Below are 16183 nucleotides of genomic sequence, written 5' to 3'. Positions count from 1 at the left end.
AATGCAGCAGTCCGGTTTTCCTTCTTCCCGGCTCGCCGTCTGGATGGCCATGGTCGCCGCGTGGCCCGTGCAGGGCATCGCTGGTGCGGGCCTTTTGCAGTTTGCAGCGGGCGATGTGCAATTGCGCAGGGGCGCTGACGTGTCGGCCGCCACCCAGGGCGCCGTGGTGGAGAGCGGCGACGTGATCGTCACCGGCGCCGCAGGGCGGGCGCAGATAAGGTTTTCAGACGGCGGGCTGGTGGCGCTGTACCCGAACTCCCAGTTCACCATCACGCGGTATGCAGACACGGGCAACCCTGCGCAAGAGAGCTTTGCCGTGAGCCTGCTGCAAGGCGGGCTGCGCGCGGTGACCGGCCTGATCGGCAAGCGCAACGCGCAAAACTACAAGGTGACCACCCCCACGGCGGTGGTGGGCATCCGGGGGTCCGCTTTTCTGGTGACGTTCGATGTGCAGGGCGACCTGCTGGTGTCGGGAGAGCAGGACGAGATCGAGGTGTGCACCGAGGCCGGTTGCGTGGGGGTGAAAGCCGGCGAATCCGTGCGGGTGGTGGCCAGCCACCAGTTGCCGCTGTACACCCACACCCGCGCCGTGCTGCCGCTGCCGCCTGCGCCCATCCCGTATGCCGTGGGCGAGCAACTGGGCGGCGGGCAGCGGGTGACGCCGGGGCCGACATTGCCGGGGCCGGCGCCCGCACCAGTGCCGGGGGGGCCGCCCCCGGCGGGCCCTGCGCCCACGCCACAGGCCCCGGTGCCTGGCGTGCCGCCGGCGCCCATCGACCCGGGCTTGCCGCCACCACCTGCTACGGGAACACCCACACAGCCTCCGGGCGGTCGGCCCACCACACCGCCGTCGCCCACACCCCCACCTACCACTACCGCTCCACCGGCTCCGACCACGCCGCCGGTCACCCGGCCACCCATCTTTGTGCTGCCGCCCATCGTGCGGCCCGTGATCGTGTTGCCGCCCATTGCCATTCCGCCGCCACCACCGCCGGTCATCCGCTGACCGGGCCCGTGCTGCGGAGCGCGCGCACTCAGAGCTGGTAGAACGACTTGATCAGCCCCCAGGCTTCTTTGGGGTCATCGGTGTAGTGAAAGAGCTTGAGGTCCTGCGCTGAGATGGTGCCTTCTTCCACCAGCACCTCAAAGTTGATGAGGCGCTTCCAGTAGTCGGTGCCAAACAGCACGATGGGCACGGGCTTGGCCTTTTTGGTCTGCACCAGGGTCAGCACCTCGAACAGTTCGTCCAGCGTGCCAAAGCCTCCGGGGAAGGCCACCAGCGCCTTGGCGCGCATCATGAAATGCATCTTGCGCAGCGCGAAGTAGTGGAACTTGTAGCTCAGCGTGGGCGATATGAAGCGGTTGCCGCTTTGCTCGTGGGGCAGGGCGATGTTCAGGCCCACGTTGAGCGCGCCCACATCGTGCGCGCCGCGGTTGGCGGCTTCCATGATGCCGGGGCCGCCGCCCGTGCAGATGTAGATGCGGTCTGCGGGCTGCTGGCGTTCGCTGTGCTCGGCCACCAGGCGCGCGAACTGGCGGGCCTGGTCGTAATAGCGGGCGTTGCGTACCGCCTGGCGGGCGCGCTGCAGGCGCACCTCGTCGCCACTGGCTTCGGCGTCTGCCAGCTGGGCGGCGGCCTCATCGGGCGCGACAAAGCGGGCGCTGCCATAAACCACCACGGTGTTCTCGATGCCTTGCTCTGCCTGGCCCAGGTCGGGTTTGAGCATTTCCAGCTGGAAGCGGATGCCCCGCGTCTCGCGGCGGAAGAGAAATTCGGGGTCGGCGAACGCCAGGCGGTAGGCGTCGGCATGCAGCGGGTTGCCGCTGGCCGAATGGTTTTGCAGCTCGGCCCAGGCATCGGCCAGACGGCGTTCGTTCAGTTGGGTGTTGGCATCCATGGGCGAAAATATAGGTAAAAATTGCCTCTGGCGCTTATCTAGCTTGCGCGAGATGCTATGAAAAATGAAGTGGTTGCAATGCCCAGCATGGTGAGCGAGAGCGAGCCCGCCAGGTGCAGGCCCACAGTGCCCAGCGCCAGGGCATAGCGCTGCGCCATCAGCATGTCGACCACTTCGGCGGAGAAGCTGGAGAACGTGGTGAGCGCGCCCAGAAACCCGGTGATCAGGGCCAGGCGCCAGACCGGATCGAGTTGCGGCATGGTATGAAAGAACGCCACGCACAGCCCCACCAGATAGCCGCCCATCAGGTTGGCGGCCAGCGTGCCCCAGGGCAGCAGCCCCCCGGGGCTCAGCCACAGGCCCAGGCGCCAGCGCAACAGGGCGCCGGCACTGGCTCCAAGGCAAATGGCAAGTACATGCAACATGGCGGCATTGTCTCTCAGGCCCCGGGCCTGCCGGGCCGGGCGATGGCAGATGCGGCTCAGCGGGCGGCCATCTGCGTGGGCAGCCAGGTGACGATGCCCGGGAACAAATAGATCAGTGCCACGGCCGCGCACATCAGAAAGAACATGGGCATCGTGACCTTGGCGATCCAGGGCAACTGGCGCCCCGTCATGCCCTGCAGCACGAAGAGGTTGAAACCCACGGGCGGCGTGATCTGCGCCATCTCGACCACCAGCACGATGAAGATGCCGAACCAGATCGGGTCAATACCCGCAGCCTGCACCGTGGGCATGAGCACGCCCATGGTCAGCACCACCATCGAGATGCCGTCGAGGAAACAACCGAGGATGATGAAGAACACAGCCAGCGCCGCAATCAGCTGCGCCTGGTTGAGGCCCAGCGAGGCAATCCATTCGGCCAGGTGCCGCGGCAGGCCGATGTAACCCATCGAGAGCGTGAGGAAGGCGGCGCCCGCCAGGATCAGCGCGATCATGCAGTACAGCCGCGTGGCCCCCATCAGCGAGGCCTTGAATGTTGCCCAGTTCATCGAGCCCTGCACCGCAGACAGCACCAGCGAGCCCACCACGCCCACGGCGGCGGCCTCGGTGGCCGTGGCGAAGCCGGAGTAGATGGAGCCCAGCACTGCCGCAATCAGCAGGACCACCGGGATCAGGCTGCGCGACTCCGACAGCTTCTGCATGAAGGTCATGCGCACATCGGCGGCGGGCACCTGGTCGGGGTTGCGCAGCGCCCACAGCATGATGTAACCCGAGAACAGGCAACCCAGCAGCAGGCCGGGCAGAACCCCGGCAATGAAAAGCTGGGAGATCGAGACTTCGGCCGATACGCCGTACACGATCATGATGATGGACGGCGGTATCAGCAGCCCCAGCGTGCTGGCGCCGCCGAGCGTGCCCACGATCATGTTGTCGGGATAGCCGCGCCGCCGGAGTTCGGGCAGCGTCATCTTGCCGATGGTGGCGCAGGTGGCCGCGCTGGAGCCCGAAACCGCGGCAAAAATCGTGCAGCCCACCACGTTGGTGTGCAGCAGGCGGCCGGGCAGGGCCTGCACCCAGGGCGCAAGCCCCTTGAACATGTCTTGCGACAGGCGGGTGCGAAACAGGATTTCACCCATCCAGATGAAAAGGGGCAGGGCCGTGAGCGTCCAGCTGGAGGCCGACCCCCAGATGGTCACGGCCATCGCATCGCCTGCCGGGCGCGACGAGAACAGTTGCATGCCGATCCAGGCAACGCCGGAAAGGGTGAGTCCGATCCAGACCCCGCTGCCCAGGATGAGGAACAGGGACAGGATCAGCAGGCCGGTGATGGCGAGATCGCTCATGGTGGGGGGATGTCCGGGTCTATTCGTTGCGCAGTGCGTCGCCCGCGTGGGCGTCAGCGCGTTTGCCCATCAGCTCCAGCACCAGCTCGTCGATGAAGGCAATGGCCAGAATCACTGTGCCTGCCGCCATGGCGATCTGGGGAATCCACAGTGGCGTGGCATCGCTGCCGGTGGAGATGTCGTGGAACGCGTGCGACTGCCAGGCCAGCTTGCAGCTGTACGCCGCAAACAGCACGGCCAGCAGGGTGGCGATGGCCAACGCCCAGAGCTCAAACCCTTTGCGGGCGCCACCTTTGAGGAAGTTGAGCAGCAGCGTCACGCGGATGTGCTCGCCGCGCTTCAGGGTATGGGCCAGCGCCAGAAACCCGGCGGCGGCCATCAGGTAGCCTGCATACGCGTCGGTACCCGGCACATGAAAGTGCAGCTGGCGGCTGATGATGGACAGCAGCACCATGCCCAGGAGGCACACCATGAAGAGCGCTGCCACCGCAGCCGCACCGTCATACACAAAATCGAGCAATCGACGCATAGGGCAGGCGGGCTTCTTACTTGCGGTACGCGTCGATCAGTGCCTTGCCTTCGGGGCCGGCCTTGTCCAGCCATTCCTTGAGCATGGTGTCGCCTACCTTGGCCATGTCGGCCTTCAGCTGCGCAGGCGGCGCCTCGACCGCCATGCCATTGGCCTTGAGCTTGGCGACGGTGTCGGTGTTGACCTTGGCACTGTTGGCCCAGCCGCGTGCTTCGGCGTCGGCTCCGGCCTTCAGCAGCGCGTCCTGGCTCGCCTTGTCGAGCGCGTCAAACGCCTTCTTGTTCACCAGCACGGCGTTCTTGGGCAGCCAGGCCTGGGTGTCGTAGTAGAACTTGAGGTGCTCGTACAGCTTGCTGTCCACACCGGTGGCGCCCGAGGTCATGGTCGATTCGACCACGCCCGTGGCCAGGGCCTGCGAGAACTCTGCGGCCTGCACCGTGACGGGCTGCGCGCCCACCAGCTCGGCAATGCGGGCGGTGGCAGGGCTGTAGGCGCGCCACTTGATCCCCTTGAGGTCGGCGGCAGAGGCCAGCGGCTTCTTGGTGTAGATGCCTTGTGGAGGCCACGCCACGGCATACAGCAACACCATGCCTTGCTCAGCCAGCTTCTTTTCAAGGAAAGGCTTTTGCGCGGCGTAGAGCTTCCTGGAGGCGTCGTAGCTGTCGGCCAGGAAGGGCAGGCCATCCACGCCGAAGAGTTGCCATTCGTTCTGGAAGTTGGCCAGCAGGATCTCGCCCATCTGCGCCTGCCCGCCCTGCACGGCGCGCTTGATCTCGGGGGCCTTGAACAGCGCCGCGTTGGCGTGCACCGTGATCTTGAGCTTGCCGCCGGTGGCCTTGTCCACATCACTGGCCAGCTGCGCCATGTTTTCGGTGTGGAAGTTGGTGGCGGGGTAGGCGGCGGCCAGGTCCCACTTGGTCTGGGCGAATGCCGAGGTGACGGACAGGCCCGCAGCCAGGGCCAGGCTGAGTGCGGTGACGGGGAAGATTCGACGCTTCATGGGTGAACTCCGCAAGGTTGGATATGAAAAATCACTGTATCGGAAGCCGGCCGAATTGGCATAGGTGTTTTGCCTAAACGCTGACAAATTGCCAACAAATTACCATCGACTTGCCTACAATCGTCACACGCACAACCCGTGCCAACGCTGATTGCACCTTGTCATCCACAAAGGCTCTGCCCATGAAATCTGCAGCCAAGACGCCCGCCAGGCCCCCCGGCGAATCCGGGCCCATCGTGTCGTCTGCGCACCTGGTGTCGGCGCAGAGCGCGGAGATGAGCGAATTCGAGTTCGGCCTCATCGTGGCGGGCAATGCATTCCACCGCTGGGTGGTGCATTGCATGGCGGCGGCGGGCCTCAAGGACCTGACGCCGCTCGATGTGGTGGTGCTGCACCACGTCACACACCGCGCGCGCGACAAGCGTCTGGCCGACATCTGTTTCATCATGAACGTGGAAGACACGCACCTGGTGAACTACTCGCTGAAAAAGCTGCAGACCCTGGGCGTGGTGGCCTCGCAGAAAAACGGCAAGGAAGTGACCTACGCCGCCACCGACACAGGCCGCGCCTATGTGCAGCGCTACCGCGAGATCCGCGAGAGCTGCCTGATCGACGCCCTGAAAGCCGACGATGCACTGAACCGCGATATTGGCGAGCTGGCCCGTTTGCTGCGTGTGCTCTCGGGCATGTACGACCAGGCGGCGCGCTCGGCCGCATCCCTGTGACCGAACCGGTTTCCTGAAAAAACGAATCAAAAGTGGCGCTAGCGCTTATCCGTCAAGCGCTAATAGCTATAACTAAGATAGCATTGATATGTCCAACCACCCTTCTTCCTTGTCCCGCTGGCAGTTCTGGATCGACCGTGGAGGCACCTTTACCGACGTGGTAGGCAAGCGCCCGGACGGCACCCTGGTCACGCACAAGCTGCTGTCCGAAAACCCCGAGCAGTACAAGGACGCGGCCGTGGCCGGCATTCGCCACCTGCTGGGGCTCAAGCCCGGCGAGGCGGTGACGCCCGAGGTGGTGGAGTGCGTGAAGATGGGCACCACGGTGGCCACCAACGCGCTGCTGGAGCGCAAGGGCGAGCCCACGCTGCTCATCACCACCAAGGGCTTCAAGGATGCGCTGCGCATCGCCTACCAGAACCGCCCCCGCCTGTTTGACCGGCGCATCGTGCTGCCCGAGCTGCTGTACGAGCGCGTGATCGAGGCGCAGGAGCGTGTGGGCGCGCGGGGCGAGGTGATCGAGCCGCTGGACGAAGCGCACCTGAAAGAACGCCTGTGGGCCGCCTACGACGCAGGCCTGCGCAGCGCTGCCATCGTGTTCATGCACGGTTATCGCTACACCGCACACGAAGAAGCCGCCGCCCGCATTGCGCGCGAGATCGGCTTTACGCAGGTGAGTGCATCGCACGCCACCAGCCCCATGATGAAGCTGGTGAGCCGGGGCGACACCACGGTGGTGGATGCGTACCTGTCGCCCATTCTGCGCCGCTATGTGGACCAGGTGGCCAGCGAGATGCCGGGTGTGCAGCTGTTCTTCATGCAGTCGTCGGGCGGCCTCACCGATGCGCAGGTGTTCCAGGGCAAGGACGCGATCCTGTCGGGCCCGGCTGGCGGCATCGTCGGCATGGCGCGCACCGCAGGCCTGGCGGGCCACGACAAGGTCATCGGCTTTGACATGGGTGGCACCAGCACCGACGTGAGCCACTACGCGGGCGAGTTTGAGCGCGAGTTTGAAACCCAGGTGGCGGGCGTGCGCATGCGCGCCCCGATGATGAGCATCCACACCGTGGCGGCTGGGGGCGGCTCCATCCTCGGTTTTGACGGCGCGCGCTTCCGCGTGGGACCCGAAAGCGCGGGTGCCAACCCCGGCCCCGCCAGCTACCGCAGGGGCGGCCCGCTGGCCGTGACCGATGCGAACGTGATGGTGGGCAAGATCCAGCCCGTGCATTTCCCCCAGGTGTTTGGCCATGGGGCCAACGAGGCGCTGGACGGCGACGCGGTAGCGCAAAAATTCGACGGCCTTGCCACGCAGACCGGGCGCAAGGCCGAAGACGTGGCCCACGGCTTCATTCAGATCGCCGTGCAGCAGATGGCCAACGCCATCAAGAAGATCAGCGTGGCGCGCGGCTATGACGTGACACGCTACACGCTGCAGTGTTTTGGCGGCGCAGGCGGCCAGCATGCGTGTCTGGTGGCCGATGCATTGGGCATGACGCGCGTGTTTGTGCACCCGCTGGCAGGCGTGCTCAGCGCGTATGGCATGGGTCTGGCCGACCAGAACGTGATCCGCGAACAGGCGGTGGAAACCAGGCTCGCGCCAGAAGCGCTGGCAGGCATCGAAGCCACGCTGGACCAACTCGCCACCACCGCACGCACCGAGCTGGAGCGCCAGCAGTCGGGCGCGGGCACTGCGGTGGTGCACCGCCGCGTGCACGTGCGCTACGAAGGCAGCGACTCCGCGCTCATCGTGCCGTTTGGTTCGATGGCCGAGATTAGCGTTGCGTTCGAGAACGCCTACCGCCAGCGTTTTGCCTTCCTCATGCAGGGCAAGGGCCTAGTTGTGGAGGCCGTGTCCGTCGAGGCGGTGGTGCCCGGCGACGCGCCCGTGGAGCCACGCCACGCGCTGCAGCCCGCGCGCGAGGTGCCGCGCCGCAGCATCGTGCGCATGTACACCGGCGGCGTGGATGGCGTGGCCGCCTGGCACGACGCTGCACTGGTGGTACGCGAGGACCTGCGCCCGGGTGACGTGATCCCTGGCCCCGCCATCATTGCCGAGAAGAATGCCACCACCATCGTCGAGCCCGGCTGGGAGGCCGCGCTGACCGAGCTGGACCACCTGCTCCTCAACCGCCGCGTGGCCCGTGCCGTGCAACACGCCGTGGGCACCATGGTGGACCCGGTGCTGCTCGAAGTGTTCAACAACCTGTTCATGAACATCGCCGAGCAGATGGGCCTGCAGCTGCAGAACACGGCGTACTCGGTGAACATCAAGGAGCGCCTGGACTTCAGCTGTGCGCTGTTCGACACGGCGGGCAACCTCATCGCCAACGCACCGCACATGCCGGTGCACCTGGGTTCGATGGGCGAGAGCATCAAGACGGTGATACGTGACAACGCCGGACGCATGCAGCCGGGCGACGTGTTTGTGCTCAACGACCCGTACCACGGTGGCACGCACCTGCCAGACATCACCGTCATCACGCCGGTCTACATCGCCGACGAGGCCACGCCCACTTTTTACGTGGGCAGCCGGGGCCACCATGCTGATGTGGGCGGCACAACGCCAGGCTCCATGCCACCGTTCTCCACGCGCATCGAAGAAGAGGGCGTGCAGATCAACAACATCAAGCTGGTGGAGCGCGGCGTGCTGCGCGAGGCGGAGATGATTGCGCTGCTGGAAAGCGGCGAATACCCCAGCCGCAACCCCCAGCAGAACATGGCCGACCTGCGCGCGCAGATCGCGGCCAACGAAAAAGGCCAGCAGGAGCTGCGCCGCATGGTGGGCGAGTTTGGCCTGGACGTGGTGTTGGCCTACATGCGCCACGTGCAGGACAACGCCGAAGAGTCCGTGCGCCGTGTCATCACGCGCCTGAAGGACGGTGCGTTCACGCTGCCGCTGGACAACGGCGCGCAGATCAGCGTGGCCGTGAAGGTGGATGCCACTAACCGCAGCGCCACCATCGACTTCACAGGCACCAGCCCGCAGCAGACCAACAACTTCAACGGGCCCACGGCGGTGTGCATGGCGGCGGTGCTGTATGTGTTCCGCACGCTGGTGGACGACGACATTCCGCTGAACGCGGGGTGCCTGAAGCCGCTCAACGTGATCATCCCGCCCGGCAGCATGCTCAACCCCAACCCACCGGCCTCGGTGGTGGCGGGCAACGTGGAGACCTCCACCTGCATCACCAATGCGCTGTATGGCGCGCTGGGCCTGATGGCGGCGGGGCAGTGCACCATGAACAACTTCACCTTTGGCAGCACGCGCTACCAGTACTACGAGACCATCTCGGGCGGCAGCGGTGCGGGTGGTGTGTGGGATGCCAACGGTCAACTTGCGGGCGGTTTTGACGGCACCAGCGTCGTGCAGTGCCACATGACCAACTCGCGCCTGACGGACCCCGAGGTGCTGGAGTTCCGCTTCCCCGTGCGGCTGGAGGGCTACGAGATCCGCAAGGGATCGGGCGGTGCCGGGCAGTGGAAAGGTGGCGACGGCGGCATTCGCCGCGTGCGCTTTCTGGAGCCGATGACGGCCAGCATCCTGTCGAACGGCCGCCACCATGGCGCGTTTGGCATGGCAGGCGGCCAGCCGGGTGCGGTGGGCATCAACAAGGTGGTGCGCAGCGATGGCCGGGTGGAGCTGCTGGACCACATCGGCCAGGCCGAAATGCTGCCGGGCGATGTGTTTGAAATCCACACACCGGGCGGCGGCGGATTCGGGTCTTCAGGTCAAGAGTAGTGCTCAAAATGGCTGCTTGCGCTCGTCCATCAAGCGCAAGCAGCTATCAAATCAGGAGTCTTTGGTTTCGGGGGCTGCCTTGGGCTGGCTCAGGCTGGGGGGCACGTTCTGCCCCATCTGCCGGGCGCGGAACAGCGCCGCGCGCATCAGGAAGATCGACATGATGGGCACCGTGATCGCCACGAACACGGCGATGAGCAGCGCATGCAGCGCCAGGCTGTGGTCGGCCACCGAAAAGTACAGCACGGTGCCATGCATGATCAGCCAGCAGCCCAGCGTGGCGATGATGGAGGGCGCGTGCACGCGCTCAAAATACGTGGGCAGGCGCAGCAGGCCGGTGGAGCCCAGCAGCGCCAGGCCTGCGCCGGCCAGCACCAGCGTGGCCACGATGATTTCCAGCCACAGGGGCAGTGCGGCCGCGGCGACGGTTTCGGTCATTCGATCACCTCGCCGCGCAGCAAAAATTTGGCCATGGCCATGGAGCCGACAAAGCTGAACAGCGCCAGCAGCAGCGCGGCTTCAAAGTAGTTCTTGCTGCCATAAAGCAGGCCCAGCACCAGCATCACGAGCATGCCGCTCAGGTACATGCAGTCCAGCGCCAGCACGCGGTCTTGTGCGGAAGGGCCTTTGAGCAGGCGGATCAGCGCGCAGCCCATCGCAAGGGCCAGCATGAACAGGGCCAGCGGAAGGGCCCAGTCAAGGACAGGGGTCATTCAAAAATCTCCATCAAGGGGCGTTCGTAGCGCTGCTTGACGTCGGCCGCGATGGCCTGGGGGTCGTTCACCTCCAGCACATGCAGCAGCAGCATGCTGCGATCGAGCGACAACTCGGCCCAGGCAGTGCCCGGGGTGATGCAGACGATCATGGCCAGCACGGCCAGGGCGTTGGGGTCGCGCACGTCCAGCGGGATGTGCACAAAACCCGCGGGGTGCCGCCTGCGCCCGGGCGCGAGCAGCAGCCGTGCCACGGCGATGTTGGAACGGGTGGTGTCCGCCACCACCGTCAGCGCCAGCCGCAGTATCGTGCCGGGCCTGCGGATGCGCACCGGCAGCGGACGCAGCCCGGCGGTGAGCAGTGGAATCGCCAGACCCAGCAGCGTGCCGAGCACGATGTGGCCGGCACTCAGGCTGCGGTTGAGCAACAGCCACAGCACCAGCAGTGCCAGCGACAGCATGGGCGCGGGCATCACGCGCTTGAGGGGCCGCTGCAGGGGGTCGTTGCGGGGTTTCATCGGGGCGTGGCTCCTTCAAGGGGTGGTACAGCTACAGGAACGGCGCTGGGCTTGGGGGCCGCGGTCATCACACCGCGCACATAAGTGGCAGGGGCGTGCAGCGCATCGGCCGTGGCTTGGGTATAGCGCATCACGGGGCCGGCCTGCCACACCAGGGCTGCGCTTGCCACCAGCAGCAGCGCGACCGGCAGGCCTTCGAGCACGAGCAACTGGGGCGCAGACCGGTCGTGCGCGGCCCAGAAGTGCCGTATGCCGGCGCGGGTCAGGGCCAGCAGCGCCAGCAGGCCGGAACCCACCAGCAGCGCCACCAGCATCCACCCCGCAGGCCCGAGCTCAAAGCCGTAGGAGGACCCCAGGCCCAGCGGGTTGAGCAGCGCGTGGACCATGGCGAATTTGCCCACAAAGCCGGGCAGGGGGGGCAGGCCCGCGATGATCAGCGTGCAGGCAATGAAGGCCAGCCCCAGAAATGCGGCAGCTGCAGGGATCACCTCGCCGATCAGGGCTTCTTCCTTGTCGTCCAGGTTGATGCCTTCGGTGGGCACGAGGTCGGCAGACAGGAAGGGCGCGTCGTCGGTCTGCTCGTAGGGGGCGAGGTTGGATCCGTCGTTGCGCCAGCGGTCGATGAGGTCGGCCAGCAGGAACAGCGCGCTCACGGCCAGCGTGGAGCTGAGCAGGTAATAAAGAAGCCCGGCAGTCAGCAGGTTTTGCCCGAAGCCCACAGCTGCCAGCAGCGTGCCCGACGAAAGGATGGCGCTGAAGCCGGCCAGGTGCCCCAGCCGCTGCGAGCCGAGCATGCCGATGGCGCCAAACGCCATCGTGAGCATGCCGCCACCGATCAGCCACTGGCTGCCGAACTGGGCCGACTCTCCGGCTTCGGGCCCGAAAAGCAGCGACCACAGCCGCAGCACGCTGTACACACCCACCTTGGTCATCAGCGCAAAGAGCGCACCCACCGGCGCGGTGGCGGCACTGTAGGCCGGAACCAGCCAGAAGTTCAGTGGCCACACCGCCGCCTTGATGAGAAACGCCACCGCCAGAATGGCCGCGGCCGCGTGCAGCAAACCGCGGTCTGCAGGCGCAATGGCCGCCACGTTCTGCGCCAGGTCTGCCATGTTCAGCGTGCCCGTGATGCCGTACAACATGGACACGCCGATCAGGAACAGCGACGACGCGGCCAGGTTGATGGCGATGTAGTGCAGCCCCGCCGACACGCGCGGGCGGCCTGATCCGTGCAGCAGCAACCCATAGGACGCAGCGAGCATGATCTCGAAGAACACGAACAGGTTGAACAGGTCGGCCGTGAGGAACGCCCCCGCCAGGCCCATGAGCTGGAACTGGAACAGTGGATGAAAGTGCACCCCCGCCCGGTGCCAGCGCGCCGCCGAGTACAGCACGGTGGCCAAAGCCACGGTGCTGGCCAGCACGAGCATCATGGCCGAGAGCCGGTCCACCGCCAGCACGATGCCGAACGGAGCCGGCCAGTTGCCCGACAGGTACACCCCAAGGCTGCCCGGCATGGCGGGGTCCTTGGCCTGCACCAGCAGCAGCACGGCCACCACCAGGCCGAGGAAGGTGGAGACGATGTTGAGCGTCACCTTGGTGCGCTGGCGGTCTTCGCGCAGCAGCAGCATGAGCCCCGCCGTGAGCATGGGCAACACGATGGGTGCAAGGATCAGGTGCGGCATGAGCCGCTCCAGCAGAAATCCAGTAGATGTCATGTCATTTGTTCCGGACGCTGCGCATAAAACCGGCGCGCTCCGGGCGAGGGCAGCCGGGCAAGGGCCGCCCCGCAGCGAAGGCTGTGTCCCCCTTCCCGCAACACGTAGCGGGGCGAGAGAAGGGGGGAGCGGCGAAGCCGCTCAGGGGGATGATTGCTTCCATCATGGCATCTCCTGCGCATCCTTGGCGCGGGTTCCATCCACGTGGTCATTCCCCGCCATGCCCCGGGATGCCAGCAGCACCACCAGAAACAGTGCGGTCATCGCAAAGCCGATCACGATGGCCGTGAGCGTGAGTGCCTGGGGCATAGGGTCGGCGTAGTGGGTCAGGTCCTGCGGAACGCCAGCGCGAAGCACCGGCTCCTTGTCAATCGCCAGGCCCAGGCGGCCCATGCTGAAGATGAAGAGGTTGACGGCGTACGACAGCAGCGAAAGCCCCATGATGATCTGGTAGGTACGGGGGCGCAGGAGCAGCCATACGCCTGAGCCGGTGAGCACGCCGATGGCCAGGGCCAGGATCAGTTCCATGGGCCTTCTCCCTGTGTGGCGGCAGCGGCTTGCGCCTCTTCAGCCGCGCGCGCATTGTTATAGCGGTGGCTGCGCACCGACTGGTGGGCAATGCCTGTGAGGATCAGCATGGTCGAGCCCACGACCAGCGTGAACACGCCGATGTCGAAGAACAGGGCGCTGGCAATATGAAGCTCGCCCACTACCGGCAGGACAAAGTGCGCCGTGTGGCTGGTCAAAAACGGGTAGCCCCAGGCGATTGCACCCAAGCCAGTGCACAAGGCGGCCAGCAGCCCGATGCCGATCCAGCGGCGCGGGTAGAGCGGAAGGTGGGCCTCCACCCATGAGGTGCCCGACACGATGTACTGCAGCAGCAAAGCCACAGAGAACACCAGCCCCGCCACAAAGCCGCCGCCAGGCTCGTTGTGCCCGCGCAAAAACAGGTACACCGCCACCAGGGTTGCAAAGGGCAGCATCAGGCGCACCAGCACGGCCGGTACCATGAGGTAGCCCACGGCAGTGTCGGCCGTCTGGCGCGGGTTGGCCAGGTCGGTGTCCACGTCGGCGGGCAGTGCGCGCTGCTGGGGCGGCAGATCCATGACCTCCCGCGCCGGGCGAAAGCGGCGCAGCAGCGCATACACCGTCAGCGCCACAATGCCCAGCACCACGATCTCGCCAAAGGTGTCGAAACCGCGGAAGTCCACCAGCATCACGTTGACCACGTTGGTGCCGCCTCCGCCGCTGAGGGCGTTCTCCAGGAAGAAGGTGGACGTGCTGTCCGGGAAAGGGCGGCTCATCATGGCAAATGACAACAAGGCCATGCCTGCACCTGTAGTCAGTGCCAGTGCCATGTCGCGGTAGCGGCGTAGCTGGGTGCGGCGCTCCTCGGCCAGCGTGGGCTTGCGCAGGGCCTCATCACGGCGGGGCAGCCAGCGCAGGCCCAGCAGGATGAGGATGGTGGTGACGACCTCCACCACGATCTGCGTGAGTGCCAGGTCGGGTGCAGAAAACCACAGGAAGGTCAGGCACACACACAGGCCCGCCCCTCCGAGCAGCGCGAGCGCCGCAAGGCGGTGGTATTTGGCTTGCCAGGCTGCGCCTATCGCGCACAGCGCGCCCAGCAGCCAGATCAGTGCAAAGGCGGGCGACAGCGCCAGCGGCGTGCGGTCTCCGATGGGCAGGCCACGCGCCCACAGCGGCAGCACACCGGCCACCAGCGCCGCGGTGACCAGCCACAGCATCTGCCACTGCAGGCGGCCTGTGCCCAGCAGCCTGCGCCCGTGCCGGCCGCCCTGGGTGACGATGGTGAGCAGGCCCTCGAACAGCCGCTGACCGCTGAGGCGATGCATGACGGGTGGCGCGTCCAGGGCCCCCTTCGCACGTTGCCAGCGCAACACCGAATACAGCGCGATGCCCCCGCCCAGCGCCACCAGGCTCATCACGAACGGTGTATTGAAGCCATGCCACACGGCCAGGCTGTAGGTGGGCAGTTCGCCGCCCACCACAGGCTGCGCCGCAGCAGCGAGATAGGCGCCCACAGACCAGGCGGGCAGCACACCCACCACCAGACAGGCCAGCACCAGCAATTCGACCGGCACGCGCATCCAGTGCGGGGGCTCGTGGGGCTGCAGGGGCAGGTCGGTGGCAGGCGGGCCCCAGAAAACATCTACCGTGAAGCGCAGCGAGTACGCCACGCTGAACATGCCGGCCACCGTGGCGGCCACGGGCAGCAGCCACTCGAGCAGGGGGGTGGTGTTGACATACACCGTCTCGGCAAAGAACATTTCCTTCGACAGGAAACCGTTGAGCAGCGGCACACCCGCCATGGCCGCGCTAGCCACGATGGAGAGCGTGGCGGTAATGGGCATCATCTTACGCAGCCCCGACAGGCGGCGGATGTCGCGGGTGCCACTTTCGTGGTCCACAATGCCTACGGCCATGAACAGCGACGCCTTGAAGGTCGCGTGGTTCATGATGTGGAACACGGCCGCCACGGCGGCCAGCGGGCTGTTCAGACCCAGCAGCAGCGTGATGAGCCCCAGGTGCGAGATGGTGGAATACGCGAGCAACCCCTTGAGGTCGTTCTGGAACATGGCCGCATAACCGCCCACCAGCAGCGTGGCCAGACCCGCGCCGCCTACCAGCCAGAACCATTCCTCTGTGCCTGCAAGGGCGGGCCACAGCCGCGCCAGCAAAAAACACCCGCCTTGACCATGGTGGCCGAGTGCAGGTATGCAGATACCGGCGTGGGCGCGGCCATGGCGTGGGGCAGCCAGAAATGGAACGGGAACTGCGCGCTTTTGGTGAGGGCGCCCAGAAGAATCAACACCAGCGCGGTCAGGTACAGCGGATGGTCCTTGATGAGCTGGCCGGCCACGAGCACGTGGTCCAGGTCATAGCTTCCGACAATGTGGCCCAGCACCAGCATGCCCGCAAACATGCACAGGCCCCCGGTGCCCGTCACCGTCAGTGCCATGCGTGCGCCGCGGCGCGCATCCTTGCGGTGGTGCCAGTAGCCGATCAGCAGAAAAGAAAACAGGCTGGTCAGCTCCCAGAAAAAGGCGATCTGGATGATGTTGCCTGACAGCACCACGCCCACCATGGCCCCCATGAACGCCAGGAAGAACGAAAAGAAGCGCGGCACGGGGTCTGCGGGCGACATGTAGTAGCGCGCATACAGCACCACCAGGCTGCCCACACCCAGCACCAGCATGCAGAACATCCATGCGAAGCCATCCATGCGGATGACCAGGTTCAGCCCCAGTGCGGGCAGCCACGCCAGGTCCTGCCGCAGCACGCCACCATCGGCGATGTCCGGGAAATACAGCGCCGTCTGCACTGCGCAGAACAAGGCAATCAGCCCCGCCAGCGTGGACTCGGTATTGCGCGCATTGGCGGGCAACACCGCCGCCAACAGGCTGCCGACGAAGGGCAGAAGGATTAGGGAGATCAAGGACATGCGCGGGCAATTTTAGGGGGTGGCGCCAATAGCCTTTGGCAAAACAGTCCTTCATTCCATGTTTTGCGGGTGTAGGCACCAAATAAAAAGC

At 65.8% G+C, this 16183-nt stretch carries 13 protein-coding genes and 1 pseudogene; 3 read left to right on the top strand and 11 right to left on the bottom strand.

Annotated features, from left to right (window positions below; translation table 11 throughout):
* Window position 1: 1 nt before the first annotated feature.
* Window positions 2-1006, top strand: coding sequence for a FecR domain-containing protein (locus KYG_RS19390; protein WP_008906628.1), 1005 nt, complete (start codon window positions 2-4; stop codon window positions 1004-1006).
* Window positions 1007-1034: 28 nt separating this feature from the next.
* Here KYG_RS19390 and KYG_RS19385 read toward each other — a convergent pair whose 3' ends face one another.
* From KYG_RS19385 to KYG_RS19365, 5 genes are read right to left on the bottom strand one after another with little or no spacing between them, the layout of a single operon-like run.
* A complete protein-coding gene (locus KYG_RS19385; RefSeq protein WP_008906627.1) occupies window positions 1035-1898 on the bottom strand; it encodes a TIGR00730 family Rossman fold protein in 864 nt (287 codons plus the stop codon).
* Between the two features lie 38 nt (window positions 1899-1936).
* Window positions 1937-2323, bottom strand: a complete 387-nt coding sequence (crcB, locus tag KYG_RS19380; protein ID WP_008906626.1) for a fluoride efflux transporter CrcB — start codon at window positions 2321-2323, stop codon at window positions 1937-1939.
* A gap of 56 nt (window positions 2324-2379) precedes the next feature.
* Window positions 2380-3684: a TRAP transporter large permease gene (locus KYG_RS19375; RefSeq protein WP_008906625.1), complete on the bottom strand. Its 1305-nt coding sequence runs from the start codon at window positions 3682-3684 to the stop codon at window positions 2380-2382.
* A 19-nt stretch (window positions 3685-3703) separates the two neighbouring features.
* Window positions 3704-4213 carry a TRAP transporter small permease gene (locus KYG_RS19370; protein ID WP_034695459.1) on the bottom strand — a complete coding sequence of 170 codons (510 nt, stop codon included), beginning with the start codon at window positions 4211-4213 and terminating at the stop codon, window positions 3704-3706.
* Between the two features lie 16 nt (window positions 4214-4229).
* Window positions 4230-5213, bottom strand: a complete 984-nt coding sequence (locus tag KYG_RS19365) for a TRAP transporter substrate-binding protein (RefSeq protein ID WP_008906623.1) — start codon at window positions 5211-5213, stop codon at window positions 4230-4232.
* 182 nt (window positions 5214-5395) lie between these two features.
* Here KYG_RS19365 and KYG_RS19360 point away from each other — a divergent pair, with 182 nt between their 5' ends.
* Together KYG_RS19360 and KYG_RS19355 are read left to right on the top strand one after the other, a co-directional pair.
* A complete protein-coding gene (locus KYG_RS19360) occupies window positions 5396-5938 on the top strand; it encodes a winged helix DNA-binding protein (RefSeq protein WP_008906622.1) in 543 nt (180 codons plus the stop codon).
* 88 nt (window positions 5939-6026) lie between these two features.
* Window positions 6027-9677: a hydantoinase B/oxoprolinase family protein gene (locus KYG_RS19355; protein WP_008906621.1), complete on the top strand. Its 3651-nt coding sequence runs from the start codon at window positions 6027-6029 to the stop codon at window positions 9675-9677.
* Window positions 9678-9728: 51 nt separating this feature from the next.
* Here the strand turns inward: KYG_RS19355 and mnhG are convergent, their stop codons facing one another.
* The 6 genes and pseudogenes from mnhG to KYG_RS19325 form a co-directional block, all read right to left on the bottom strand.
* Window positions 9729-10115, bottom strand: coding sequence for a monovalent cation/H(+) antiporter subunit G (mnhG, locus tag KYG_RS19350; RefSeq protein ID WP_008906620.1), 387 nt, complete (start codon window positions 10113-10115; stop codon window positions 9729-9731).
* Window positions 10112-10390 (bottom strand): K+/H+ antiporter subunit F, encoded by a 279-nt coding sequence (locus tag KYG_RS19345; protein ID WP_008906619.1) that lies wholly within the window; start codon window positions 10388-10390, stop codon window positions 10112-10114. Before KYG_RS19345 ends, mnhG begins: the two co-directional genes overlap by 4 nt.
* Entirely contained in the window at window positions 10387-10908 is a 522-nt protein-coding gene (locus KYG_RS19340; protein ID WP_008906618.1) for a Na+/H+ antiporter subunit E, read from the bottom strand. The genes KYG_RS19345 and KYG_RS19340 overlap by 4 nt, the downstream gene beginning before the upstream one ends.
* Window positions 10905-12626 (bottom strand): monovalent cation/H+ antiporter subunit D, encoded by a 1722-nt coding sequence (locus tag KYG_RS19335; RefSeq protein ID WP_034695456.1) that lies wholly within the window; start codon window positions 12624-12626, stop codon window positions 10905-10907. Before KYG_RS19335 ends, KYG_RS19340 begins: the two co-directional genes overlap by 4 nt.
* Window positions 12627-12788: 162 nt before the next feature.
* Complete coding sequence (locus KYG_RS19330; RefSeq protein ID WP_008906616.1) at window positions 12789-13154, bottom strand: Na+/H+ antiporter subunit C; 366 nt, start codon at window positions 13152-13154, stop codon at window positions 12789-12791.
* A pseudogene (locus KYG_RS19325) lies at window positions 13145-16092 on the bottom strand (monovalent cation/H+ antiporter subunit A). The gene KYG_RS19330 and the pseudogene KYG_RS19325 overlap by 10 nt, the downstream one beginning before the upstream one ends.
* Between the last annotated feature and the right edge of the window lie 91 nt (window positions 16093-16183).

This window comes from Acidovorax sp. NO-1 (genome assembly GCF_000238595.1).
In the GTDB taxonomy this organism is placed as follows: domain Bacteria; phylum Pseudomonadota; class Gammaproteobacteria; order Burkholderiales; family Burkholderiaceae_C; genus Acidovorax.
Note: the sequence above shows the minus strand (reverse complement) of the source record. Positions and strands in the feature narration are given on the sequence as shown.